Raw genomic sequence first — 26,410 nt, 5'->3', positions numbered from 1 at the left:
ACTTTCATTATCTTTAAGGATATGAAAAACAATAAATCACAATACGAAATCTTTAGAGAAAAAGTCAAAATCGTTCTGTATGGCACCAATACCATATTAGGCAGAATGTTCGATTTAGTATTGCTGGGTTTAATTTTACTGAGCGTACTTTTAATAATGCTCGATACCGTTGAAGGTATAAGCTCAAAATATCACGATCAATTATTGATATGCGAATGGGTAATTACCGTATTTTTCACCATAGAATATGTCCTGAGAATTATTTCAATTCAAAAACCCGTCAAATACATTTTTAGCTTTTACGGAATCATCGATTTGCTGGCCGTTTTGCCTATGTATTTGTCCATCTTTTTCCCTGGTGCGAGCATTTTATCAATCGTAAGAGCATTACGTTTTCTCCGATTATTCAAAATTTTGCATATTCCGCAAATCAACCATCAATCCCTGCAATTAAAAGAAGCTATAGAAGCTAGTAAAGAAAAAATTCTGGTTTTCATTTATTTCGTCTTAATCAGCACCGTAATCATTGGCACAGTAATGTATCTAGTTGAAGGCCGAGAATCAGGTTTTACCAGTATTCCAATGGGAATTTATTGGACAATTGTAACCTTAACAACAGTAGGCTACGGAGATATTTCACCCCAAACACCTCTTGGACAATTTATAGCAGCTTTTGTAATGATTTTAGGTTATGGAATCATCGCTGTTCCAACCGGAATTGTAACAGCCGAATTTGCTAAAAGCAGCTTAAAAAACAATTCAGTAAGCGGGAAAAAAACATGCAGAAAATGTCAGTCTCAAGTCCATTTTGACAATGCCAAATATTGTTACGAATGTGGAACTGAACTGCCAAATAATTAATTTAAGAAGCTAATCCAGCTGTACATTCCAACTCCTCCTTATATTTGTAATTTTTTAAGGCATAAAAGGAGCTTCCGTTGGTCGCTCTTTTACACCAAAAAAATGTAACAAATATAAGTCCGGGGTTTCCATTTCCATCTGGGCTAAAAACTATGAAATACCTAATCACCATTGTCGGACCAACAGCTATAGGCAAAACAGCCTTGAGTATTGCTTTGGCGCAACATTTTAAATGCGAAATCGTTTCTTGCGACAGCCGTCAGTTTTTCAAAGAAATGACCATCGGAACAGCAGTTCCAAATCAAGAAGAATTAAACTCTGCCCAACATCATTTCATTCAAAACAAATCTATTTTTGAAAACTACACTGTTGGCGATTACGAAAAAGAAGCTTTAACCAAAATCGAAGAATTATTTCAAAACAATGATCTTGCAATTCTTATTGGCGGCTCAGGATTATATGTCGATGCTATTTTAAAAGGATTTGACGAGTTTCCAGAAATCGACCCAAAAGTTCGTACAGAAGTAAATTCGAACTACGAAAAACTCGGAATTGAATATCTTCAAGATCAGCTAAAAAATTTAGATCCTGATTATTATCAAAAAATCACTTTAGAAAATCCTCAGACTTTACAAAACCCACAACGAATGATGCGTTTTGTAGAAGTTTGTATTGGTTCTCAAAAACCATATTCTTCTTTTTTAAATCTGAAAAAAAACAACAGAAACTTTACTCCTATTCTAGTTGGTTTAGATGCCGACAGAGAAATCATTTACAGCAGAATCAACCAGCGTGTTGATATCATGATGAATGAAGGATTATTGAAAGAAGCCGAAGCACTTTATCCTAACAAAGCGTTAAATGCGCTCCAAACGGTCGGTTATCGAGAATTATTTAGTTATTTTGACGGAGAATTTACGTTACCTTTCGCAATTGAAGAAATAAAAAAGAACACAAGAAGATTCTCCAAAAGGCAATTAACGTGGTTCAAACGAAACGAAAATACAAAATGGTTTGATTACGCAACTGATAGAAAAGAAATCATAAATTACATAGAAAATCTTCTAAAGTAAAAGAAAGTCTTTCCTCTTTCATCGTTACTCTATTTTCCGCAGGAAAAATCTAAAATCAGAACTCTAAAATCTAAAATTAAAAAATGCCAATATCACCCAATTTCACATCAGTTTTAAGCAAAGACTGGGAAATCAATTTCACGCAATGCACGCCAACCGGATTTTTAAAATATACCGATTTGTGTAATATTCTACAATTAACTGCCGCTGCACATTCAGAAATTGGAGGAATTAGCTTTTATGACATGCAGGAATTTCACCAAGCTTGGGTTTTAAGCCGAATGCGTGTTGAAGTTCACGCTTTACCAAAATGGCAAGATGTTGTAACCGTAAAAACATGGATTAATAGCTTAGAAAATTCACGTTCTGTCCGTGCGTTGGAAATGTATGTTAACGGTAAAAAAATAGTAGGCTGTGAAACATATTGGGCTGTTTTTAACACACAAGCGCGTCGTCCTGAAGCTTTAGCACTTCCTTACGAACACTTCGAATTATTCCCAGAAAACAGAGCTACAAAAGAAGGCTTTTCAAAAATCAACATCAATCATGAAAAAGAAGCTGTTTTCGAAAAAACAGTTTATCTGTCAGATTTAGATATTGTAAATCACGTAAATAACGTAAAATATCTAGAATGGTGTTTGGATCATGTTGATCCCAAAAGAATCATGAAACAGGAAGTTAAAAGCTTCGAAATGAATTTCATGAAAGAACTTTCATTACAAGATAATGTGGTAATCCACGAAAGCGAAGACGACGATCATACTACAGCAACTTTCAGCATTACAAAAGGCGAAAAAACTTGTTTTGCTTTAGAATTGCATTGGAAGTAAATCTTGGCGGGCAACTGTCCTGCAAGGTTTTCAAAACCTTGTAGGTATTTCACTTTAGTTAAAAATGCTAGATTCTAAATAACAAACCTACAAGGTTTTGAAAACCTTGCAGGAAATTGTAATAAATAAAAAAAAAGATGCAAATTGCATCTTTTTTTTTATCAAAATCATTTCGATTTCTTTTTAGAACCTTTCTTAGATTTTTTCTCTTTCTTCTTTTTCAGCAAATCAATTTTATCTTTAATTCTTTTCTCAACCTCACTAATTCCCGAATCATAATCATGCTGAATAGAATATAATTTTGCCTGCTTAATTTCTTTTAAAGCATCTTTAAATTCATGTTGCACTTCTAGCAGAATTGCTTTCTTAAGATAAATCTCTGATTTATTAATTCCTTTTACCGTTAAGGCAAAATCAATAAGTTTTCGCGCTTCTTCGTAATCTTCGTTTAAAATCAACGTTTTTAAATAATAAGGATAAACTTCAAGAGCATGAATATTAATCGATAATGCTTGCTGAAAATAAGATTTAGCTTCTTCATAATTCATTAATTGCTCTGCCTGAATTCTTCCGTATAAACACAAAACCATTGTATTTTTATCATCATAAGAAAAAGCATAATCTAAAGATTCAATTGTTCCTTCAAGCCAAAACGGATAATTATCCAAGGCTTGAAAAAGGTATTTATCAGTTGTTTTCATTTCGTAAATCGTTTTTCAATTTCTGACGAGTTCCTTTGTAGCTTTTCTCTACTTTGTTCTTCTTAAAATCGCTTCCTGCAAAAACTCTCACTGGATTTCCACGCTCTACATTAAGCTGATTTTCCCATTGTTTTCCAACATGATTTTTAAGCTGAACTAATTTCTCGTCTTCTATTTTTTTTAATAATCTTTCTGTTGCCAGTTTTTTGTTTTGATGCTGAGAACGGCTGTCCATTGCCACAACTGCAATTCCAGTCGGAATATGTGTTGCCCGAATTGCCGAACTCACCTTGTTCACATGCTGGCCGCCAGCTCCTGAACTTCTCATGGCTTGATACTGAATATCATTTTCTGAAACTAAACTGCTTTCCTGCTGTTCAATTTCAAAAATTCCAACAAACCAGTTTTTGCGTTTGTTCATTTTCCTAAACTGACTTTGCCCAATCCATTGAATAGTTCCTATCCAAGATTTCACAAACATATCGGCATTTTTCCCTTTTACAGAAATAGATGCAGTTTCAATCGTTCCATTTTCTTCTCCTTTTTCTCTTTGGAGTAAAACCACATCCAAATTCTGATCTTCGGCTTCTTCCAAGACTTTTTTAAGCACTTGGGCAACAACCCAAGTGCATTCTGCAGGTCCGCGACCCGCTGTTATCTGAATTATTTTTTCCATTGCTTTTCCTTTCTTTAGCGATCCATTCTAACAATCTTTGGCGTAAAAGTTCCTAGAACTTCAACTAGATCGGTTTGGTTTGCCATTACTTTTTCAATGTCTTTATATGCCATTGGCGCTTCATCAATATTTCCTCCAATCAAAGTCACTTCATGTTTCTTCAATTCTTTATTGATTTGACTTTGTGTAAAACTGCTTTTGCATTTTGCTCTCGAAAACAAGCGTCCCGCACCATGCGAAGCAGAATTCAAACTTTCAGAATTCCCTTTTCCTTTCACAATAAAACCTGGCGCAGTCATTGAACCTGGAATAATTCCTAATTGTCCCTCACTAGCTGGAGTTGCTCCTTTTCTATGAACAATACATTCCTGACCATTAACCATTTCTTTCCAAGCAAAATTGTGGTGATTCTCAATTGTTACCACTACTCTTTTCCCTATCGCTTTAGCAATTCTTCTGTGAATATCATCATGGCAAGCTTTTGCATATTCTCCAGCCAAATTCATCGCCAGCCAGTATTCCTGACCGTCGTGCGTATTCAAATCTAACCACGCCAAATGCTGCACATTTTTGGGTAACGGACATTGTTTTGTTGCCAAATACGTATAATGTTTCGCAATATTCGCACCTAATCCACGAGAACCGCTATGCGAAAGAACCGCGAAATACTCACCTTTTTCAAGCTTCCATTCGTTCTCAGGATTTTCAATTTTAGCAATTCCAAATTCTACAAAATGATTTCCTCCTCCAGAAGTTCCTAATTGCTTATAGGCTTTTGGTAAAAGATTTTTCAATAATGGAATATCTTGAAATCCACTATTATAAAACACTTCATGATCTACTCTTGAAGCATGCGTTTCATACATTCCGAATTTGGTATTGTCTTTCAAAATAGCTTCCAATTGATGTTCTTTTCCTTTAAAATGAGAAGCTGGCAAATCAAAAATGGAAAGACTCATTCTGCATCCAATATCGACACCAACTCCATAAGGAATTACAGCATTGTCAGTCGCTAAAACTCCTCCAATTGGCAATCCGTAACCTGAGTGCGCGTCTGGCATCAAAGCCCCAGCAACAGAAATTGGCAGTTTCAACGAATCATATAGTTGAAATTTTGCCTGCTCATCGATTTCATTTTCGCCAAAAATTTTAAAAGGTGCTCTGGTATTTTTAAGCTGATGCATTCGAACTTGAACAGGCTTAATCAAACCTTCGGCAACTTTTCCCCAAGTTCCATTTCCTTCATACTTTTCAGGATTTAGCAAAACATCTTTTGCTTCTGTTAGAATAGATTCTTTTTTTTCTCTTTTCCTATATCTGTTTATCTGCCCTAAGGCAATGTTTATTGAATTGTTCTTTGGAAAACCTAATTTAATCAGGTCTTTTCCAGATAATTTATTTCCCATGATTTTCTATCATTTCATCTGCGTATTGCTGATACAAAGTGTGCAGACTTTTATTTTTAATTGGACTTATCTCTTTTGGATTTTCATTTTCATAGTAACTCCATTTATGAGAACTGCCGTGTATTAATCTATTTATTTTATTTCTCAGATTATGATTAACAATATAATTGTCAACTAGTTGAATTTGACTTTCTAAATCTGAATCGACCATTTTGGTGTGTGTTATCATATAAGGGCTAACACGAAGCACATATCGCCAAGGTTCATTAAATACGTAATGAATTTTGTATCGTTTGCAATTGCTGCACCAACGTTCCCTTTTATAAAAATGTGTTTTTTCTTTTTCGGTCAATTCCAGTTTAGAACTTCTCCATTCCCATTCTGAAAATTCTTTTACAGTCTGGAGTTTTTCAACATACACATGTTTTCTTTTTCTCTTTTTCTTTCTTTTAAAAGATTTTTCAGGAGAAAACTGCCATGTATTTATTTTTTCCAATAACTCTCTGTAAAATGTCGCTTCGCTTGATCTGGCAATATCGTCTCTTAATTTAAAATTGCGTTGCCAGCCTTTTTGATAAGGAATTTCTAAAGGAACCAATGGTAAGTCTCTACGCTTTTTCCAAAGCTCAACTTCAAGCTCTCTTAACTGAATTAATTGTTTTTCAAAATCTTCTTTTACTAATCTTTTCTTTTTTCGTTTACTTTTAAAACGAGCACATAATGCATACTCATCTACCGTATAATTTTCCATAAAAAAATTATCGCGCATTAAATTAGAGCCAAAAAGGCTTAAAAATTTTATCCTTACAGATAAATACTAAAATCGATTTTCGGGAAAATTTTGAAGTGTCTAGAATAAAAAAAGCCCGAAACTTATTGTCTTCGGGCTTTTTTATATATCTAAAAATATATTTCTAAGATTGAAATAAGCCACGAAGAATTGCTACACCAAATTCGTTTGGTGTGAAGCTTTGTGATGTCGATGTAAGTACAAACATTTTTTCTTCGTTTTTAAAGGGTTATTATTTTTTTCGTGTGCAAATATTCAGAATTGTTTTTTGATTTTCCAAATTTATTTTAAAGAAAATTCATCAAAATAAAATTCCTATTCTAAAAGAGAACATAGAACAAAAAACGTAAATAATTCGAAATCAAAACATTAAACTCAGTATTACCACCAAAAAGAATTTAATTAAAATGCATAAAAAAAGCTCTGATTTCTCAGAGCTTATATTATATTTCGGTGAATTAATTATTCAGAAACTTTGCTTTTTACTACCAATCTGAAACCTTCTCCGTGAATGTTCAAGATTTCAACGTCTTCATCAGCTTTTAAGTATTTTCTCAATTTAGCGATGTAAACGTCCATACTTCTTGAAGTAAAGTAGTTGTCATCTCTCCAAATTTTTGTTAACGCTAATTCTCTTGGCATTAAGTCATTTTCATGAAGAATTAACATTTTAAGCAATTCATTTTCTTTTGGAGATAATTTAATCGGTTCCTCATCTTGGAAAGTAAGGAATCTCAATTTTGAATTTAAGTGGAACTTACCAATATTAAATTCAAACTGTACTTGCTCTGCTTTTGTATCAGCTGATTTTCTTTGAATGATTGCTTTAATTTTCATTAAAAGAACTTCAGAATCAAAAGGTTTATTTAAATAGTCGTCAGCACCCGCTTTATATCCTTTTAACACATCTTCTTTCATAGATTTTGCTGTCAAGAATATAATTGGTACTTCACTGTTCTTCTCTCTAATTTCTTTGGCCAAAGTGTAACCATCTTTATAAGGCATCATTACATCAAGAATGCACAAATCGTATACATCCTTCTTGAATTTCTCGAAACCTTCCATACCGTTTTTAGCTAAAGTAACTTCAAAGTCATTTAACATTAGATAATCTTTAAGAACCGCCCCAAAATTTAGGTCATCTTCTACTAAAAGTATTCTTTTGTTAGTATTTTCCATATTTTAATTTATTAATGGTATTTTTATTATAAAGGTGCTACCTTTTCCTTTTTCGCTTTCTACATATACTTGACCGTTGTGATCTTCCACTATTCTTTTCACATATGCCAATCCTAAACCGTGTCCTTTTACATTATGAAGATCTCCGGTATGTTCTCGGTAAAACTTCTCAAAAACTCGTTTCTGAGCTATCTTACTCATTCCTAAACCATGATCTTTTACTTTTATCAGAATCATGTCCTTCACATTCTCAGTAAAAATTTCAATCTTAGGCGCATCTGGAGAATATTTGATTGCATTTTCTAAAATATTAACCAATACGTTTGTAAAATGAACTTCATTTATCAAAACTGTTGTTCTGGCTGCATTATAATGCTTTTCGACAGTTCCTTGTCTGTCTTCCAAAATTAGATTAACATGCTCAATTGCATCGTCAATAATGTCTGTTACTACAGTAGGTTCTTTTGTAATATCAAGCTCCCTTTTTTCTAGTTTAGAAATACGCAGAACATTTTCGACCTGAGCGTGCATTCTCTTATTTTCATCCCTAATCATTTGAAGATAACGATAAACTTTCTCTTTATCTTCAATAACCTTAGGGCTTCTAATCGCATCTAATGCTAAGTTAATAGTGGCAATTGGCGTTTTAAACTCATGCGTCATGTTATTAATGAAATCTGTTTTAATTTCAGAAATATGTTTCTGACGCAATAACTGATTTAAGGCACTCGTATATGCTACAATTATAATTAATGTAAAGACTATCGATAAGATAGTAATACTTAATAATTCGGACAATAAGAACTTCTTTTTATGAGGAAATGTCACAGAGAGTTCATATCTGCTGTTTCCTTCATTATCTGTATATATCGGAATACTGTAAGTAGCTTCTTTATCATAATGAAATCCGTCTGATTTTATCTTTGTCGGATTGCCACTGCTGTATATCCCAAATTCAAATTTGGTTTTTACGCCATATTCTTCGAGCTCTTTCTTTAATAATTTAAAAAGCTTATCTTTTGTTATTCTCCCTTCAATTGGAGTTAAAGAAGCAATGTCTTTATATTGAATTTGCTGCTGAACTTTATTTAATATATCTAAGCTTCCTGATTTTTCAATTTTAAGATCAGGAATAATACTTTGTCCTAAACTGTTATTATTATCAATTCCATTGTTGTTATTATAAACTTCAGTTACTCTTTTAGAACTAAAATTTTTAAAACGCTCACTGCTGAATTTTTTGTTAAAAACCGAACCATTGATATCATAATCTTCAGATGTCAAGGTATTAGAATAAACAATTGTTTTATTGGTTTTAGTATTTCTCTGAACGTAAAATACTTGCAATAAATCTTCTTTTTTTGGAATTTTACCCGTACTGTCTTTTATACGGTTATATTTGTCGTAGAAACTGTACTCTTCTTGTTGTTCCAGCTTATCTGCAACATTTCCAATTACTTGAGTAACGTGGTATTTAAACTGCTCTTCATTATTTTTGAACGAAGAATTGAACCAAAATACTTGAACCAGAATTATCCCTATCAAGGACAGACTCATCAATAAAACAAGTATTCTAAAAAATAATTTATTCATCGAAACAAAATTAATATTTTAACAATATACTAAATAATACATTAACCAAATATTAACATTTAAGACTGTTTTTGTTTTATATTTAAAATTTTAAGAATTTTAACAACTTCTTCTTTAGCATTTTTAAGATTATTGTTATTAATCACGAAATTGCTCTTAGAAATTCGTTTTTCATCATCCCACTGCATTTTCATTCTGCTTAAAACTTGCTCGCGGGTTGTTTTATCTCGTTTTATCACTCGCTCAACTCTAACTTCTATTGGAGCTGTCACAGTGATAATTACATCACAATCTTTATATCGGCCACTTTCAAATAAGATAGCAGCTTCATAAATTACATAATCATGATTTTTATGTTCTTTCACCCACTCTTCAAAATCTAATTTTACTGCGGGATGTACAATTGCATTCAATTTTGCTAATTGCTCTTTATCATTAAAAACAACCTGTGCTAATTTGGCACGATTTAAAATATCATCATCAAAAATGTTGCCACCAAAAGCAGATTTCACTTCTGCAAGGATATTTTTTGACTGCATTACTCTTTTAGCACCGTCATCAGCAATATAAACAGGAACGCCCATTTCTTCAAAATAGTTTGCAACAGTAGTTTTACCGCTGCCAATTCCTCCTGTAAGACCAATAACTTTTGTCATTCTTATAATGTAAAAAACATACGCGGAAAAGCTTCTTGCGGTTTTTTCTTTAACAAAATCACTTTTACATATGATTTTAAAAAACCTGTTCCGTAACCATAAAACTGTTTCCACACAGCTATCACAGACAAGTATCCAATTTTGATGCTTTTGTTTTGAACACTGGCTGTAAGAAAAATTATAACGAAATATACGAAATATAATTGTAATAAAATATCGATATTGAAAATTAACAATAAAAAAGCTAATAATAATCCGAGTATAAAAAATGTCGGAAAGAAAAAAGTCAATTTATTATGTTCTGGATACCAGCTATTTAAAATTGGTCTAGCAATTCCAAATTTATTAACCTGAATTGAAAATTTCTCCCAGTCAATTCTTCTTTTATGATACACGTAAGCTTCTTTAAAAAGCCTTGTTTCAAATCCAAGATTCCATAAACGGATAGATAGATCCGGATCTTCTCCTGGGTGTATGTTTCCAAAACCTTTTGAAGCCTCAAAAGCTTTCTTAGAAATTCCCATGTTAAAGCTACGGGGCTGGAACTTATTAATTTTCTCAGAGCCTCCTCTAATTCCTCCAGTTGTAAGAAATGAAGTCATAGCAAAATTGATAGCTTTCTGAATGTCTGAAAAACTATCAAGCGCTTTATCTGGCCCTCCAAAACAATCCACATAACTGGCATCTAATTCTTTACGAACTTCTGTCAAATATTGCGATGGAATAATACAATCTGAGTCAAAAATGATAAAATAATCACCTCTAGCCCTCTGCATACCAAAATTCCTAGAATCTCCAGGACCTGAGTTTTCTTTAAAGTAATATGAAATATTTAATTTTCCTTGATAATTCATCACCACATCTCTACATGGAACTGAAGATCCATCTTCGACAAGAACAATTTCAAAAGCTTCATTATAATCAGATTTTGAGAGACTTTCTAAAAGCTCATCAACTTCATCTGGACGATTATACACGGGTATAATTAAAGAAAAAATCATAGCAGAATGCGCGTTATTAAAGGGTATATTTTTAGTGTTGAAAAATTTTAACAAAGATAGGGTATATTCACAAAAAAACCATCAACTTTTGGCTGATGGTTTTTCGTTTACTGCTAGTAAAATATTATTATTTGATACTTTCGATCTCAACAACTTCATTTGTGTCTGCGTTGTAATCAACACCAGGAACTTCAAATCCGAATAAATTTAAGAAATCATTTCTGTATCCTGCTAAATCACCGATTTCTGGCAATGTTTCAGTTGTAGCTTCCAACCAAAGTTTAGCCACTTTTCCCTGAACATCTTCACGCATTTCCCAGTCGTCGATTCTGATTCTTCCTTTTTCATCAACAGGAACTTCAGAACCATTGTATAATCTGTCTTGGAATAAACGCTGGATTTGCTCAATACAACCTTCATGAATTCCTTCTTCTTTCATGATTTTGTATAAAAGAGAAATATATAATGGAATTACAGGAATTGCAGAACTTGCTTGCGTAACTAAAGCTTTATTTACAGAAACATATGCTTTTCCTCCGATAGATTGCAAAGAATCTGAAATAGTAAACGCTGTAGCTTCTAAGTGATCTTTTGCACGACCGATTGTTCCTTTACGGTAAACTGCCTCAGTTAACGCTGGCCCAATATAAGAATAAGCAACTGTTGTAGCTCCTTCAGCTAATAAATTTTCAGCTTTCAAAGCATCAATCCACATTGCCCAGTCTTCTCCACCCATAACAGCAACAGTATTTTCAATATCTTCTTCGTTTGCAGGAGCAATTGAAACATCTGAAACTTTTCCTGTATGGAAATCAACCGTTTTATTTGTGAATGTTTGTCCAATTGGTTTTAGAACTGAACGGTGTGTAACACCAGTATTTGGATTTGTACGTACTGGAGAAGCTAAACTATAAATTACAAGATCTACCTGACCTAAATCTGCTTTGATTAAATCTAGAGTTTCTCTCTTAATTTCGTTTGAGAATGCATCACCATTAATACTTTTTGCATATAAACCTGCTTTATGAGCTTCTTTTTCAAACGCTGCAGAATTGTACCATCCTGGAGAAGCTGTTTTTCCTTCAACTGGCGGTTTTTCAAAAAACACTCCAATTGTTGATGCACCAGAACCAAAAGCACTAGTAATTCTTGAAGCCAATCCGAAACCTGTAGAAGCACCAATAACTAAAACTTTTTTAGCACCAGCGATTTCTCCTTTAGATTTTACGTATTCGATTTGATTTTTTACATTTTGCTCAGCTCCCGTTGGATGGGCAGTCAAACAAATAAATCCTCTCATTCTAGGTTCTATAATCATACTTGTTTTATTTATTCGTTAATAAGCTATTTATTAAGTAAATGAGCGCTTATTACCGTTTGTTTACTTATTTTTTCGATGACAAATATAAAGTATTTCTTTAGTTCAACAAGGCTTTCGCGTGATTTAAAGCCGAATCAGAAACGACGGCGCCAGATAACATTTGAGCTATTTCTGTAACTCTTTCATCCTGAGACAGCAACTTTAATTCTGACTGAGTGTCATCGTCAATTGTTGCTTTAGAAACTTTAAAATGAGAATCTCCTTTTGCAGCAATTTGAGGCAAATGTGTAATGGCAAAAATCTGCATTGTTGCACTCATTTCTTTCATAATCTCTCCCATTCTAATCGCAATTTCCCCCGAAACTCCTGTATCAATTTCATCAAAAATTAAGGTTGGCAATTTAGAATATTTAGCCAAAATTGCTTTTACAGCCAGCATAATACGAGACATTTCTCCTCCTGAAGCTACTTTTTTCAGCAATCCAAAATCGGTTCCCTTGTTTGCAGAAAACAAAAATTGAAGTTCGTCTTTTCCGTTTTGGAAATAGTTTTCTGAAGGTAATAATTCCATATTAAAACGAGCATTTGGCATACCCAAAGTTTCCAGAATAGAAACAAGCTGCTCTGATAGTCTCGGAATTGCTTTTACCCTATTTTCATGTATTTTCGATGCGTAATCATCTAGCTCAATAGCCTTTTCTTCTATGATTTTAGATAAAGAAGCAATTTCTTCATCCATATTATCTAATTCTAATAAAGAATTACCTAAATCTGATTGAATTTGAAGAAGTTCATCAACAGAATTTGCTTGATGCTTTTTCTGCAGGTTATAAATCAATTGCAGTTTTTGATTTATAAGTTCTAACTGTGTAGGATCATTTAATAATTTCTCTGAACAATTTTCCAATTCTTTAGAAATATCATCAAACTCAATAGTGAGACTTGTAATTCTTTCAAATAAATTATGATATTCTGATGAAAAAGGAGCTACTTTTTGCAATGCATTTTTGATTTCATTCAAATTATGAAAAACGCCAAATTGTTCTTCATTAGCAATTGCTAAAGATTTATCTAAAGATTCTTTAATAATCTCCACATTGTTCAGTTTTTCGTAATCTGCTTCTAATTCTTCCTGCTCACCAGATTTTAATTGTGCCGCAACCAATTCATTCAACAAAAATGTATGATATTCTTGCTCTTTTCCTGCATCGCTTTGTTTTTTAAGCAACGCATTTAATTTGGACTTATCTGATTTATAAGATTTCAGAAGTTTTTGATATTCAGCAATTACATCTGAATTATTAGCAATAGCATCAATAATTTTAAATTGCACACTTTCATCTGACAGCTCTTGAGTTTGCTGCTGCGAATGAATATCAATTAAATACAAACTTAAATCCTGCAATTCCTGAAGATTAACCGGACTGTCATTTATAAAAGCACGAGATTTACCAGAAGGAAGAATTTCTCTTCTTATAATGGTCTCATCTTCATAATCTAAATCATTGGCTTCAAAAAATTCTTTAAGATTGTATTTTCCAATTTCAAACTGTGCTTCAATAACACATTTTTCTTCCTTATTTTTTAACGAAGTAAGATCAGCTCTTTTCCCCAAAACAAGACCAATAGCTCCTAAAATAATTGATTTTCCTGCACCTGTCTCACCTGTAATTATAGAAAAACCTTTAGAAAAATCTATAGAGAGCTTTTCAATAAGAGCATAATTTTTAATTGACAGTGATGTAATCATAGGGCAATTTTGTAAAAATGAGAAACAAAAAGTTTGAGTGGATAAAAAAAGAAACGAGATTAATATTTAATCTGTGACCATTTAGTAGAGTTTAACGGCGAAACCTTATTTAAGACATCTGTTAAATCTGTAATTGGAATGCTCGGTCCCCCAGAAAAAATAGAAACAATTTCATCTGATTTCGCATCAAAGAAAACTCGTGTGATAAAAGCATTTGGTTTCACTGAATTTAGTTTTCCGATTAAAAGTAAAGCATTTTTTATTTTTTCTTTTGCAGCTTTCTGATCCATAGTCATTGCATCCAACCCGGTATGATAAGCATAAGTGGTCTGACGTAAATCGCTATAAGTTGGTGCGATCATATCATTGATTAAATAGTAACGATTTTGAAGTCCATCAGATTGATTCCAACCTTTAAAACCACCTTGCTGCGCCACATTGGCAATGTTCTGTGCTGTTTGAAGATAAGGATTTCCTGCACCCATTTGAAAAGTATCAGCATCCATACCCAAAATCATATAACAATAAAAAGAAATTACAGAAACTAAATTCGAATCGTAAGTATTAGGATTAAATAATAATGGCTCGTATTCTGTATATCTGAAATTAAAATCTTTATCATTATAATTTAAAACCGGAGAAGAATATGTAGAATTAAAAATCAGTCTTGATGATTGCACCTGAATGGTTCCTGTAAACTGATCTGAACTATTTGACGACAAAGTGATGTACATCGAACAGTTTATTCTTTCATTTTGTTTCAAAACAGATCCTGTCCAGTCTGTTTTATTGACAAATTCAGCCAAAGAAGTCTGAAGTGTTTTAAAAACCTGATTATTAGGATTTGTTAATCGTTCTGTATTAATAGTCACTGTGCAATTTAGCTGTTGAGCTTGCACAAAACCAAAGCTTAAAAACACCAATAGTGTAACTATCTTATTCATAATCGTCTAGATATTAATTTTATAAACATAAGTTGTTCCCAATTTATGTTTTCGGCGTATATTCTAAATTTATGATTTTGAAAAATGCAGAATAACTTTATTCAGAATATCAACCGCTACAGATTCTTTTGATTTTAATTCCATTGGTTCTCTTTCAAAATTTTTATCAATAAAAGTAACTTTATTGGTTTCTTTTTTAAAACCAGCACCTTTATCTTGTAAGGAATTTAAAACAATCAAATCTAAGTTTTTTTTCTGAATTTTCAACTTAGCATTTTCAATTTCATTTTCAGTCTCTAATGCAAAGCCTATTAAAAACTGATTTTTTTTGATAGCACCCAAAGAAGACAATATATCTTTTGTCTTTTCCAGTTCTATCGAAAACTCTTCTGTATTCTTTTTAATCTTTTGATCTGCAACAAACTTTGGCCTATAATCTGCAACAGCTGCTGCTGCAATCGCCGCATCAACTTCGTTAAAATACTGATGGCACGCATCATACATTTCCTGAGCCGAAACAACATCAACCACTTTTATCAGACTATTTTGGGCTTTATAATGAGTAGGACCTGCAATTAAAAATACTTCTGCTCCTAAACTTGCCGCTTCATTGGCAATATCAAATCCCATTTTTCCAGAAGAATGATTTCCAATAAAACGTACAGGGTCTATCGCTTCGTATGTTGGACCAGCTGTAACCAGTATTTTTTTCCCTTTTAAAGGCAGCTTGCTTTCTAAATCAGCTTCTAAGAAAGCAACGATATTTTCAGGCTCAGCCATACGACCTTCTCCCGACAAACCACTTGCCAATTCACCGCTTTCAGCAGGAATCATAATATTTCCGTACTGTTTTAACGCAGCAAAACTTGATAAAGTTGAAGGATGTTTGTACATATCCAAGTCCATTGCAGGCGCAAAATAAACTGGACATTTTGCCGATAAATATGTAGCTATTAAAAGATTATCGCAGTTTCCTGTCGCCATTTTAGACAACGTATTTGCAGTAGCAGGCGCAATCAGCATAAAATCTGCCCAAAGAGCCAATTCTACATGATTGTTCCAAACCTCGTCTTCATCATCCTGATTAAAGAAACTTGAATGTACTGGATTTTTTGATAAGGTAGATAATGTAAGTGGGGTTACAAAATCCTTAGAAGCAGGTGTCATGATCACTTGGACATGTGCACCTGCTTTTATAAAAAGTCGTACTAAAGTGGCTGTTTTATAGGCTGCAATTCCACCGGAAACACCCAGTAAAATCTTTTTCCCGTTTAAAACTGACATTGTACTATTATTTGTTTGAACTTCTGTGGTAAGTTTTACCGTCTAACCATTCTTGAACAGCTAAAGCGTGTGGTTTTGGTAATTTTTCGTAAAATTTAGAAACTTCAATTTGTTCTTTATTTTCAAAAACTTCCTCTAGACTATCATTGTAAGTAGCAAACTCTTCTAATTTTTCAGTCAATTCTTTTTTAATCTCTGAATTAATTTGATTTGCTCTTTTAGCCATAATGGTAATTGCCTCATACACATTTCCTGTTGGCTCTTCAATAACTGTTTTGTTGTAAGTTATTGTGTTTACAGGAGCATTCGTCTTTTTTAAATCCATGACTTTATTTTATTTAGTAAATTTTTGTAAATCTGTTTCAACTCTGGCATTCATCTCGTCTGCCTTTTCTTTGTATTTTGTATCGCTTTTAAATTTCATCAAATTAGCATAAGCTGTTTGCGCAACATGCAAACGTTCTTCCATTTTTGAAGGAATACTGTTAATTGCCAATTTATATGCTGAATCATATTTGTAAAACAATGCATCTTCTTTGAAAGGTGTTCCAGGAAAATCAGCGATAAAATTATCAAAAGCAATTAGTGCCGATTTATAATCTGAAATTGTATTGTATCCTTTAGCATTCTCGTATGCTTTTTTCTCTAATTTACCATTTAGCTTTTGTACAGCCTCATTTGCTTGAGGAATGTATTCTGAGTTTGGATAATTATCAATGAAAGCTTGTAATTTCTCTAAAGCCTTTACTGTATCTGCCTGATCTAAACTGTAAACCGGCGACAACTTAGAGTAGCTATAAGCTCCCAAAAAAGCAGCCTCCTGCACTTTTTCACTTCGTGGATAACCTGAAACAAAAGCTTCAAACTGATAACCAGCTAGATAGTATTGTTTCGTTTTATAATACGATTGCGAAAACATGTAAAACAGCTTTTCTGCCTGAGGTTTTCCTCTGTAAGAAGTGGCTAATTGCTCAAAAAGACGAATCGCTTTTGTGTATTTACCGGCATCATACATTTTGGTTGCCATTTCAAATTTTGCTGCAACATCTTCATTTTTCAACGCTTTTTGATATTCTCCACAAGAATAAAAAAGAGTTACAACAATTAAAAGCAATAGTGTTTTTTTCATTTTCTTACTGTTATTACAATCTCTCAGACAATTATGCCAAAGTGAAATCGCACCGAAGTTTCGGTGGCAAATTTAGTTATTAATTTAGCTACTGCAAAATAATTTTTTAGTATCTTAAAATACTAACACTTTAACAATTATTTAATGCTGTTTTTTACAAAGTCATTTAGTCTTGTCGCTAAAGATTCATCAACAGAAACTAAAGGTAGACGAACAGTATTCTCAGCAATTCCAAGTGCTTGGAAAATTTGTTTGATTCCAGCTGGATTTCCCTGCTCAAAAATCATATCAATACTATCTGATAAAAAGTAATGTGTTTTGAAAGCGTCTGCTGCTTTTTTATTCAATCCTAAACGAATCATTTCTGAAAATTCTTTAGGAAAACCTTGTCCAATTACAGAAATAACGCCAGCTCCTCCTGCCAAAACGATTGGAAGCGCCAGCATATCGTCTCCAGAAATCACCAAGAAATCTTTTGGCGCGTTTTTAATAATCTGCATAGCTTGAGCCATATCTCCAGCAGCTTCTTTAATTGCTACCACGTTTTTAAAGTCGTTAGCCAAACGAACCACTGTTGAAGGAAGCATATTACTTGCCGTTCTTCCTGGAACATTATATAGGATTATTGGTACTGGAGAAGCTTCAGCAATTGCTTTAAAGTGCTGATAGATTCCTTCCTGTGTTGGCTTATTATAATAAGGTGAAACAGACAATATCGCTTCAAAAGCCGAAAAATCTCTTGTTTTCAACTCTTCTACAATCTGCATAGTATTGTTTCCTCCAACTCCAAGAACCAAAGGCAGTCTTCCTTTGTTCACATCGATTACAGTCTTTATAACCAATTCTTTCTCCTCTGCCGTAAGGGTTGCATTTTCTGCTGTTGTTCCCATTACAACAAGATACTCCACTCCGCCATCTATAGAAAAGTTTACAATTCGTTGTAAAGCTTCAATGTCAACTGAAAAATCTTTTTTAAATGGCGTTACAAGCGCAACACCAGTTCCTATTAATGATTGCATATTATTAATTATAATTTATTTTATATTTTTTAAATACCTAAACAATTCTGCTACGAATAGTTTATAGTTCCCTAATCCTGTATTGATCATCAAACGATTTAAATTTTGGTCTACAGCAGAAAATCCGACTTTAAACTTAGCTTTTGACTTGCTTGTGATGAACATTAAAAATATATTTTCAACATCATAATAGCTCAGCAAAAGATCAAATTCTGAATTTATAAATTCACTCAAGAAACCTTCTGTAATTTCGCCGTTCCAATTGATGTGTTTCTTACCAAAAGTCGGGCGCAAATAGGTCTCTTTTTCTTTAAATTTTTCTCTGTAGGCAAGAACTTTTATATTTTCTAAAGCGATTCCGTGGAGTGTTATCTCCTTAATTAATGCTTCTGAAGATTCAAAAGTGCTCTCATCTATCAATAAACCAATTGTTTGAACGTTTTTAGTAAATACATCGCTTTTTTCATTATTTAAATTAACATTTAATGATTTTTTTACAAAAAATTCCTTTATATAATTTAAAAACATAGTACTTTTACTAGATTACAAAATTAATTATTTAAGTTGCATTTAAAATGGTAAAACTAAAAAAGTATAACGGATTTTTAAAACTTTTTGTTATATTCTTAACACTTTTTTCAATCTCTTCTTGTAGTACGAAGAACTACAATTTAACTAAAATTGAAGGAAAACAAGTTCCAGTTACCGAAAAGGCTGGAGAAACTTCTGAAATTGAAAACTTTATTAAACCTTATCGCGATCACATTAATAAGGATTTGGATAATGTATTGGCATATTGCCCTGAAACTCTTGATAAAAGCACAGGAAAATGGCAAACTGGCATTGGAAGCTTGATGGCTGATGTTTGTGTGCAAAGAGGAAACATCGTTTTTAATGCTAGAGAAAAGAAAAATATTGATGTATGTCTTTTAAACCATGGTGGTATTCGTGCAATCCTTCCTAAAGGAAATGTTACAACCAGAACAGCTTTTGAAATTATGCCTTTTGAAAACAGTTTAGTTGTAATGGCTCTAAAAGGTGATCAGATTTTAGATATTGCAGCATATATTATTAAGGAGAAAAAACCTCAGCCATTATCTGGAATGACTTTTACTATTACAAAAGATAATAAGGCAAAGGATATCATGGTGCAAGGCAAACCGCTTGATTTAAACAAAACGTATTATGTTGCCACAAATGACTATTTAGCAAATGGCGGAGACAGCATGGCTTTCTTTGCAAAAAGCACTCAGAAGTTTGACTTAAATTACAAACTTAGAGATGTTCTAATTGACTATTTTAAAGAAGTAGACACGGTAGTTGCTCCAAAAAATATCAGAATTACAGAAGAATAAAAGAGTTTGCCGCGAATTACACCAATTTGCACAAATTTTTAAATGATTGAAAAACCAATTCGTGAAATTGGTGGCTAAAAAAAATTAAAACGACATAGTGCCTCTGGCAAAAAAATATATAAAATGAAAAGAAGAGAGTTTATCGAAAAAACAGCTGCAAGTACTGCCCTATTAAGTTTAGGATTGTCTTTAAGCAGTTTTGAAAGCAACGATATTAAGCATCTAACAATTCTACATACAAACGATGTGCATAGCCACATTGATCCTTTTCCTGCCGATGATCCACGTAATCCTAATAAAGGCGGTGTATCTCGCCGTGCAACATTAATTGAAGCTATCCGTAAAGAAAATCCGAACGTGCTTTTATTAGATGCTGGAGATATTTTTCAAGGAACTCCGTATTTTAATTATTATGGAGGTGAATTGGAATTTAAATTGATGAGCATGATGAAATATGATGCTTCGACAATTGGAAACCACGATTTTGACAATGGTCTTGACGGATTATATGCTCAGCTTCCGCATGCGACTTTTGACTTTATTAACTCTAATTATGATTTTAAAAACACGGTTATGGACGGGCATGTTAAACCGTACAAAATCTTTAATAAAAACGGAATTAAAGTTGGTGTTTTTGGAGTGGGAATTGAACTTCAAGGTTTGGTAGATAAAAAACTATACCTGGAAACAGTTTACAATAATCCTGTTGAAGTTGCTCAGGATATGACAAAACTTTTAAAACAAGAACAAAAATGTGATCTTGTTATTTGTCTTTCGCATTTAGGCTATAAGTATAAAGATGAGCCAACAAAAATTAGTGATTTGACATTTGCAGCACAAACTCAAGATATTGATTTAATTATCGGAGGACATACACACACCTTCTTAGACAAACCAACTGTTGTGAAAAACAAAGCTGGAAAAGATGTTCTGGTAAATCAAGTGGGATGTTACGGAATTAATTTAGGCCGTATTGATTTTTACTTTGACAAAGACAAAGCTCATACAAACCAAAGCGCCACTATTGTGGTATAGTCTTTTTTTGAATTCTAGCTTTTTCTAAAAAGTATTCCACCATAAAGAAATAAGCTAGAATTTGAGTTGTATCTCGTATTAGGACTAGAACAACCGAATACGAGAAATACTCATTAAAAATATAAAAGATATCAGAGAAGATATAACTTATTGCCATAAGCGACATTAGCAAAGCCATGTGTGTCCCTTTTGTAATGTAGGTGACAAAGCAGAAATAACTAAGTACACTCAAAACAATTCCGTATACAGTATAAAGTGTAATAAATTTTCTCATACTGTCAAGCTGTAAGCTTAAAACAGAGATCAATAAATAGACAATAAAAACTACTACGATAGAAATAGGCAAAATATCCCGTTTGGTTAGTTTTATTCTTTCGTGTTCCCGAATAAATATGGTCACGATTAAAGAATAGACAATCAGAAAACTGAGTACTCCTCCAATTTCAGAGCTCTCTACATCCATCAAATCATAAACCTGTCCAACAAAGCAAAAGAAGAAAATCAAACCTTCTGTTTTTCTGATTTGAAACTCACTGCTGATTAAATAATAAATAAAAATCGCAGGAAGCACAATTGCTTTTGCATAGGTCGCAAAAAAGTCCTGCTTTGTCCAATCAAAAATGATGGTACAAAACAGTCCCAGAAAAAACAAAATTAATGATGGTTTATTAGGCTTCATTTAATTTGTTTATAAAATCTTCTTCAGACAATATGGTGATGTTTAGCTTTGTTGCTTTTTCCAGTTTTGCTGGTCCCATATTATCTCCCGCAACTACAAAATCTGTTTTAGCAGAAATTGAGCTTCCTACTTTTCCTCCGTTATCTTCAATGGCTTTCTTTAGTTCGTCTCTAGAAAACTGACTAAAAACGCCAGAAACCACAAATGTTTTCCCAACAAATTTATCAGTAGCATTTGGGTTTATTTTTTCTTCAATTTCAAATTGAATTCCATAACTCTTTAATCGATCAATAATTTTTCTGTTTTCTTCATTTTCGAAGAACTCGATAACGCTTTTAGCAATTCTTTCTCCAATTTCATCAACCAAAACTAAATCCATTAAAGAAGCTTGAGCTAAAGCATCTATATTTTTATAATGTTTGGCTAGTTTTTTCGCCACAGTTTCTCCTACAAAACGAATTCCTAGTGCAAACAAAACACTCTCAAACGGAATTTCTTTTGATTTCTGAACTCCATTTACCAAATTTTCTGCTGATTTCTGAGCCATTCTTTCTAAATGCAGAATATCCTCAACTTTCAACTCATACAAATCTGCATAATTATGCACTAGATTATTTTTGAAAAGCAGCGCCACTGTTTCTCCTCCAAGCCCTTCAATATCCATTGCTTTTCTTGAAATGTAGTGCTGGATTCTTCCAATAATTTGTGGAGGACATCCGTAGAAATTAGGACAATAGTGATTGGCTTCTCCTTCGTTTCTAACCAGTTCCGTCTCACATTCAGGACAATGTGTAATATAATGTGTTTTTTCTGAATCTTCTGGACGTTTATCCAAATCTACTGCAATGATTTTTGGAATGATTTCTCCTCCTTTTTCAACAAAAACGGTATCGTTTATTCTGATGTCTAATTTTTCAATCTGATCAGCATTATGAAGAGAAGCTCTTTTTACAATAGTTCCCGCAAGCTGTACAGGCTCTAAATTGGCAACTGGTGTTATAGCTCCAGTTCTTCCGACTTGATATGAAATAGATTTTAATTTGGTTGAAACCTGTTCTGATTTGAATTTATATGCAATTGCCCAACGTGGCGATTTTGCTGTATAGCCTAATTCTTCCTGATGCTGAATGCTGTTCACTTTAATAACTACTCCATCTGTTTCGTATGGAAGATTATGACGATGAACATCCCAATAATCAATAAAGTCAAAAACTTCGTGCATGTTATTGACTAGTTTTGCTTCTTTTGGCACTTTAAAGCCCCAGCTTCTAGCCAATTCTAGTCCTTCATATTGCGTTTTAAATGGCAGATTGTTTCCAGTTACAAAATACAGCAAGCACTCAAGCGGACGTTTGGCAACCTCAGCACTATCTTGCAATTTTAAACTTCCAGAAGCTGTGTTTCTTGGATTTGAATAAGGTGTTTCACCAATTTCGATTAATTCCTGATTCATTTTTTCAAAACCAGCAAATGGCAAAATTATTTCTCCTCGGATATCAAATTTATCTGGATAATTTCCTTTTAAATGTAAAGGAACCGATTTTATAGTTTTAATATTGGTTGTTACCTCATCACCTTGAAAACCATCTCCACGTGTTAGCGCCTGAACCAATTTTCCATTTTCGTATGTAATGCTTATTGAAGCTCCATCGTATTTTAATTCGCAAGTGTACTGCAAACTAACGTTTCCTAAAACTTTCTGAATACGGTTTTCCCAATCTAAAAGATCTTCTTTAGAATAAGAATTGTCTAAAGAATACATTCTGTATTGATGTGCAACTGTTTTAAAATTTTTGGTCACAGCTCCACCTACTCTTTGCGTTGGCGAGTTTTCGTCAAAAAATTCTGGATGTTTATTCTCCAAATCCTGAAGCTCTTTCAGCTTAATATCAAAATCATAATCTGAAATAGTGGCATTGTCTAACACATAGTAATTATAGTTGTGCTGATTAAGTTCATTTCGTAATGCTTGAATGGTCTCTTGAATGCTCATAAATAGTAAAATATTGCAGATTATTGTAATGAAAAACTGAATATCAAAATTAGAATTTATTTTTGTTTCAATGCAGAAAAAATAAAAGTTTTAGAAAATCAAAAATCAGATTGCAAATTCATGCAATCTGATTTCCTCCTTGTCCATTATTCTTAAAAAAGAATTAAAAAAACCAACTTCCAAATGGTTTCAGCGTTTTATATTTTTAACTGATAATCAATATCTTACAGCGAAAATATAAAATTATTTTTGAATAATGATAAAGTCTGAACGTCTATTTAAGAGATGCTCTTCTTCAGAACATTTTACACCATTTTTACATTTATTAATTAATCGGCTTTCTCCGTAACCAATAGCACTTTCAATTCGAGACGAATCTATGCCTTGCGAAAGGATATAATCTCGTGTTGATTTTGCTCTATTGTCTGAAAGTTTCAAATTGTACGAATCTTTTCCGCGCGAATCGGTATGAGATTCTATTTTGATTCTGATGTTTGGAAACTTCTGCATGATGAAAACCACTTTAGACAATTCTTCTACTGCTTTTGGCGTAATATCATACTTGTCGTAGTCAAAATAAATAGGGTTTACATCCACTTTTTCGACTCCTTGTTTCTTTACAACCAAATCATCATAATTGCTCAACTCAAAGTTTACATCTTTTATTTCGCCACCGTTTTGACCAGTAGTTTCTACAGTTTTGTCATCACTGCTGTAATTTGGTTTTGCGGCAATCATTTTGATTACTTTGTTACAAGGAACTTCAATCGCATACTTTCCGTCAAAATTTGTTTTAGTTTCTCCTAAAACTTCACTAAAAGAGTTATATGCCATTATGGTAACATCTGTTAAAGGCTTTTTCGTTTTACGATCTATTGCCATTCCAGAAATGCTTTGGTTACAAACCGGTTTTCCTTTTGCAAAAGAATAGATATCGTCATCTCCTTTTCCTCCTGCTCTATTTGATGAAAAATAACCATAAGCATCTGTCTTGTCAATTATAAAAGAAAAGTCATCTTTGTTGCTGTTAATAGGTGCTCCAAGATTTTTTGGCACTGAAAAAGTTCCGTCTGCTTGTAATTTACTTTCGTAAACATCCAAATCTCCCCAGCCATAATGTCCGTCAGAAGAGAAGTATAAAACTCCGTTTTGGAAGAATGGAAACACTTCATTACCAATGGTATTAATGTTTGGCCCCAGATTTTGAGGTGAGCTCATAGTTCCGTCTGCCGCAATTTTTACCATGTATAAATCTGTTTCTCCTTGTCCGCCGGGCATGTCTGAAGCAAAGAAAAGCAATTTTCCATCTTCGCTAAGTGCTGGATGTCCAACGGAATAATCATCACTATCAAAAAAAACTTTCTCTGGATTTTCTAATTTATTGTTTACAATAGATCCTTTGACAATCTGGAAATTATTTACTCTACCTTCATCAACTACCAATTTGTTTTTCTTTACAATATTGGTCGAATAGTAAATTGTTTTCCCCTGAGCATCGAAACTTGCTGTAGCTTCATGATACTTCGTCATTATGTTCGGAAGAAAAACTGTTTCATTGAATAAACTTCCATCTGCTGGATTTCTTTCTGCGATATACAGATTAAGAAAAGGCTGATTGTTCCAAGTATACAATTTCTCACTGAACTTTGTAGTATCACGAGCCGATGTAAAGACAACATTGTCTTTAAAAAATGTAGCTCCAAAATCTGATTTACTAGTATTGATATCTAAATTTTTAATGGTATAAAGAGATTTTGCCTTTGCTACGCTGTCCATGTATTTCTTTTGGGCAACATATCTGTTAATTTCTGCCTTATCCCCTTTTTTATCTAAATATTCTTTTGTCATTTTATCTGCTTCATCATAATCCATAACTGCTTTCATAGATTGGATATAACGCAAATAGTAAATATCAGTTAGATTATTTCCTTGCACTTCATAAAGCTTTCTGTACCATTTGAGTGCATTTCTAGAATCAGAAATAAAATAGTAGGAATCTGCCGCATTCTTCAAAGTCTGCGCTGATGGATCTTTTATGTTTTGCAAACATTCTTCATACGCTTTAGAAGCATCCAAATAAGAAAAGCTTCTAAACAAAGCATCAGCTTTCTTTAAGTTAGTTTTTTGAGCGAAACTAAACGTAACGCTCAAAATTAAACATAGGATATATAGTTTTCTCATAAGTTTTGTTTTTAGAAGAATCGAGGAGATTTAATTTTACTTTGTTTTTGCACAAATTGATAACGTAAGATGAATTCGTGTGAACCATCGTTGTATTTATTCAATTGGCTTACAGTATAATCAAAAGAATATCCAAGAAAGAAACTTGGTGAAATTTGAAAACCTGCCAATATGCTTACCGAATCATCTGTTCGATATGCTCCTCCTATAACAAACTTTTCCTGAATCATGAAATTTGCCGATATATCTGCTGTAAGAGGCGCTCCACTTACTGCTTTTACTAAAAATGCTGGTTTAAATTTCAAATTTGGATTCAAATCAAAAACATAACCTCCCATTAAATAGTAATGCAAACGATCATAATCAATAGATTCGCGAACATCGTCATAATAATCATTCTGAATAAAACTCGGAATAGAAAATCCTACATACCATTTTTCTGTATAATAGTAAATCCCTGCTCCTACTGCTAGTTTCATCTGATTGTTAATGTTTTGATTTAACAAAACATCGTCATCATCATAATATCTTCCTTTAGACCAATCGATGTTTAACATTCTTGTACCAGCTTTAATACCAAAAGCCAATCTTTTTTCGTAACCAAGAGGCAAAGAATAAGAGAAGTTTCCATCAAGATATAGTTCATTTGAAGGTCCGATTTTATCATTTACAACACTCAAACCTACTCCTAGCTTTTCATTTCTAAGAGGAGAATGAACAGAGAAAGATTGCGTTTCTGGAGCTCCAGGCATTCCCACCCATTGAGAACGATATAAAAGTGCTGCCTCTATGGTTCCGGTAGATCCAGCATACGCTGGATTTACCGCCATAGTGTTATACATATACTGCGTATACTCCGGATCTTGCTGTGCCGAAGCGCAAACCGTAATAAAAGAACATATTAAAATGAAATATGTTTCTAATGATTTTATATATAGTTTCATAACGATACTT

Annotated in this window: 25 protein-coding genes; 5 read left to right on the top strand and 20 right to left on the bottom strand. The window is 33.0% G+C overall.

Annotated features, from left to right (window positions below; translation table 11 throughout):
* Positions 1 to 21: 21 nt before the first annotated feature.
* From PQ463_RS03320 to PQ463_RS03310, 3 genes are all read left to right on the top strand, one after another.
* Positions 22 to 861, top strand: coding sequence for an ion transporter (locus PQ463_RS03320; RefSeq protein ID WP_274256295.1), 840 nt, complete (start codon positions 22 to 24; stop codon positions 859 to 861).
* Between the two features lie 152 nt (positions 862 to 1,013).
* Complete coding sequence (gene miaA, locus PQ463_RS03315; RefSeq protein WP_274256294.1) at positions 1,014 to 1,934, top strand: tRNA (adenosine(37)-N6)-dimethylallyltransferase MiaA; 921 nt, start codon at positions 1,014 to 1,016, stop codon at positions 1,932 to 1,934.
* 83 nt (positions 1,935 to 2,017) lie between these two features.
* On the top strand, positions 2,018 to 2,764 hold the full coding sequence (locus PQ463_RS03310) for an acyl-[acyl-carrier-protein] thioesterase (RefSeq protein ID WP_274256293.1): 747 nt from the start codon (positions 2,018 to 2,020) through the stop codon (positions 2,762 to 2,764).
* A gap of 167 nt (positions 2,765 to 2,931) precedes the next feature.
* Here the strand turns inward: PQ463_RS03310 and PQ463_RS03305 are convergent, their stop codons facing one another.
* The 16 genes from PQ463_RS03305 to PQ463_RS03230 form a co-directional block, all read right to left on the bottom strand.
* A complete protein-coding gene (locus PQ463_RS03305; protein ID WP_111376847.1) occupies positions 2,932 to 3,465 on the bottom strand; it encodes a hypothetical protein in 534 nt (177 codons plus the stop codon).
* A complete protein-coding gene (prfH, locus tag PQ463_RS03300) occupies positions 3,452 to 4,141 on the bottom strand; it encodes a peptide chain release factor H (RefSeq protein WP_274256292.1) in 690 nt (229 codons plus the stop codon). The genes PQ463_RS03305 and prfH overlap by 14 nt, the downstream gene beginning before the upstream one ends.
* 14 nt (positions 4,142 to 4,155) lie before the next feature.
* Positions 4,156 to 5,547 carry an RtcB family protein gene (locus PQ463_RS03295; RefSeq protein WP_274256291.1) on the bottom strand — a complete coding sequence of 464 codons (1,392 nt, stop codon included), beginning with the start codon at positions 5,545 to 5,547 and terminating at the stop codon, positions 4,156 to 4,158.
* On the bottom strand, positions 5,537 to 6,298 hold the full coding sequence (locus tag PQ463_RS03290; protein ID WP_274256290.1) for a hypothetical protein: 762 nt from the start codon (positions 6,296 to 6,298) through the stop codon (positions 5,537 to 5,539). The genes PQ463_RS03295 and PQ463_RS03290 overlap by 11 nt, the downstream gene beginning before the upstream one ends.
* Positions 6,299 to 6,799: 501 nt before the next feature.
* A complete protein-coding gene (locus tag PQ463_RS03285) occupies positions 6,800 to 7,516 on the bottom strand; it encodes a response regulator transcription factor (RefSeq protein WP_008463080.1) in 717 nt (238 codons plus the stop codon).
* A 3-nt stretch (positions 7,517 to 7,519) separates the two neighbouring features.
* A complete protein-coding gene (locus tag PQ463_RS03280) occupies positions 7,520 to 9,109 on the bottom strand; it encodes a sensor histidine kinase (protein WP_111423380.1) in 1,590 nt (529 codons plus the stop codon).
* A gap of 59 nt (positions 9,110 to 9,168) precedes the next feature.
* Positions 9,169 to 9,765, bottom strand: coding sequence for a dephospho-CoA kinase (coaE, locus tag PQ463_RS03275; RefSeq protein WP_274256289.1), 597 nt, complete (start codon positions 9,763 to 9,765; stop codon positions 9,169 to 9,171).
* Positions 9,766 to 9,767: 2 nt separating this feature from the next.
* Positions 9,768 to 10,766, bottom strand: a complete 999-nt coding sequence (locus tag PQ463_RS03270) for a glycosyltransferase family 2 protein (RefSeq protein ID WP_274256288.1) — start codon at positions 10,764 to 10,766, stop codon at positions 9,768 to 9,770.
* Positions 10,767 to 10,893: 127 nt separating this feature from the next.
* Positions 10,894 to 12,084 carry an enoyl-ACP reductase FabV gene (gene fabV, locus PQ463_RS03265; protein WP_274256287.1) on the bottom strand — a complete coding sequence of 397 codons (1,191 nt, stop codon included), beginning with the start codon at positions 12,082 to 12,084 and terminating at the stop codon, positions 10,894 to 10,896.
* 100 nt (positions 12,085 to 12,184) lie between these two features.
* Complete coding sequence (gene recN / locus PQ463_RS03260) at positions 12,185 to 13,837, bottom strand: DNA repair protein RecN (protein ID WP_274256286.1); 1,653 nt, start codon at positions 13,835 to 13,837, stop codon at positions 12,185 to 12,187.
* 59 nt (positions 13,838 to 13,896) lie between these two features.
* Positions 13,897 to 14,781 carry a type IX secretion system protein PorD gene (gene porD, locus PQ463_RS03255; protein ID WP_111376838.1) on the bottom strand — a complete coding sequence of 295 codons (885 nt, stop codon included), beginning with the start codon at positions 14,779 to 14,781 and terminating at the stop codon, positions 13,897 to 13,899.
* Between the two features lie 69 nt (positions 14,782 to 14,850).
* Positions 14,851 to 16,065, bottom strand: a complete 1,215-nt coding sequence (gene coaBC, locus PQ463_RS03250) for a bifunctional phosphopantothenoylcysteine decarboxylase/phosphopantothenate--cysteine ligase CoaBC (RefSeq protein ID WP_274256285.1) — start codon at positions 16,063 to 16,065, stop codon at positions 14,851 to 14,853.
* Between the two features lie 7 nt (positions 16,066 to 16,072).
* Complete coding sequence (locus tag PQ463_RS03245) at positions 16,073 to 16,390, bottom strand: DNA-directed RNA polymerase subunit omega (protein WP_008463064.1); 318 nt, start codon at positions 16,388 to 16,390, stop codon at positions 16,073 to 16,075.
* A gap of 9 nt (positions 16,391 to 16,399) precedes the next feature.
* The gene (locus PQ463_RS03240) at positions 16,400 to 17,194 is read right to left on the bottom strand and encodes an outer membrane protein assembly factor BamD (protein WP_111369722.1); all 795 of its coding nucleotides are present in this window, start codon (positions 17,192 to 17,194) and stop codon (positions 16,400 to 16,402) included.
* A gap of 137 nt (positions 17,195 to 17,331) precedes the next feature.
* Positions 17,332 to 18,213: a 4-hydroxy-tetrahydrodipicolinate synthase gene (gene dapA, locus PQ463_RS03235; RefSeq protein WP_274256283.1), complete on the bottom strand. Its 882-nt coding sequence runs from the start codon at positions 18,211 to 18,213 to the stop codon at positions 17,332 to 17,334.
* 15 nt (positions 18,214 to 18,228) lie between these two features.
* Positions 18,229 to 18,741: a DUF6913 domain-containing protein gene (locus tag PQ463_RS03230; RefSeq protein WP_274256282.1), complete on the bottom strand. Its 513-nt coding sequence runs from the start codon at positions 18,739 to 18,741 to the stop codon at positions 18,229 to 18,231.
* 47 nt (positions 18,742 to 18,788) lie between these two features.
* On the opposite strand from PQ463_RS03230, the gene PQ463_RS03225 reads away from it, so the two are divergent.
* Positions 18,789 to 19,568, top strand: a complete 780-nt coding sequence (locus tag PQ463_RS03225; protein WP_274256281.1) for a 5'-nucleotidase C-terminal domain-containing protein — start codon at positions 18,789 to 18,791, stop codon at positions 19,566 to 19,568.
* A 123-nt stretch (positions 19,569 to 19,691) separates the two neighbouring features.
* Entirely contained in the window at positions 19,692 to 20,603 is a 912-nt protein-coding gene (locus PQ463_RS03220; protein ID WP_274256280.1) for a bifunctional metallophosphatase/5'-nucleotidase, read from the top strand.
* On the opposite strand, the gene PQ463_RS03215 is transcribed toward PQ463_RS03220, so the two are convergent.
* The 4 genes from PQ463_RS03215 to PQ463_RS03200 form a co-directional block, all read right to left on the bottom strand.
* Positions 20,590 to 21,282 carry a hypothetical protein gene (locus PQ463_RS03215; RefSeq protein WP_274256279.1) on the bottom strand — a complete coding sequence of 231 codons (693 nt, stop codon included), beginning with the start codon at positions 21,280 to 21,282 and terminating at the stop codon, positions 20,590 to 20,592. The genes PQ463_RS03220 and PQ463_RS03215 overlap by 14 nt on opposite strands.
* Positions 21,272 to 23,275: an NAD-dependent DNA ligase LigA gene (gene ligA / locus PQ463_RS03210; protein WP_274256278.1), complete on the bottom strand. Its 2,004-nt coding sequence runs from the start codon at positions 23,273 to 23,275 to the stop codon at positions 21,272 to 21,274. Before ligA ends, PQ463_RS03215 begins: the two co-directional genes overlap by 11 nt.
* Positions 23,276 to 23,518: 243 nt before the next feature.
* Positions 23,519 to 25,456, bottom strand: a complete 1,938-nt coding sequence (locus PQ463_RS03205) for an OmpA family protein (protein WP_274256277.1) — start codon at positions 25,454 to 25,456, stop codon at positions 23,519 to 23,521.
* Between the two features lie 11 nt (positions 25,457 to 25,467).
* On the bottom strand, positions 25,468 to 26,400 hold the full coding sequence (locus tag PQ463_RS03200; protein ID WP_274256276.1) for a PorP/SprF family type IX secretion system membrane protein: 933 nt from the start codon (positions 26,398 to 26,400) through the stop codon (positions 25,468 to 25,470).
* Between the last annotated feature and the right edge of the window lie 10 nt (positions 26,401 to 26,410).

The organism is Flavobacterium sp. KACC 22763 (assembly GCF_028736155.1).
Lineage (GTDB): Bacteria > Bacteroidota > Bacteroidia > Flavobacteriales > Flavobacteriaceae > Flavobacterium.
The sequence above is the reverse complement of the archived record's forward strand: the minus strand, read 5'-3'. Positions and strand labels throughout refer to the sequence as shown.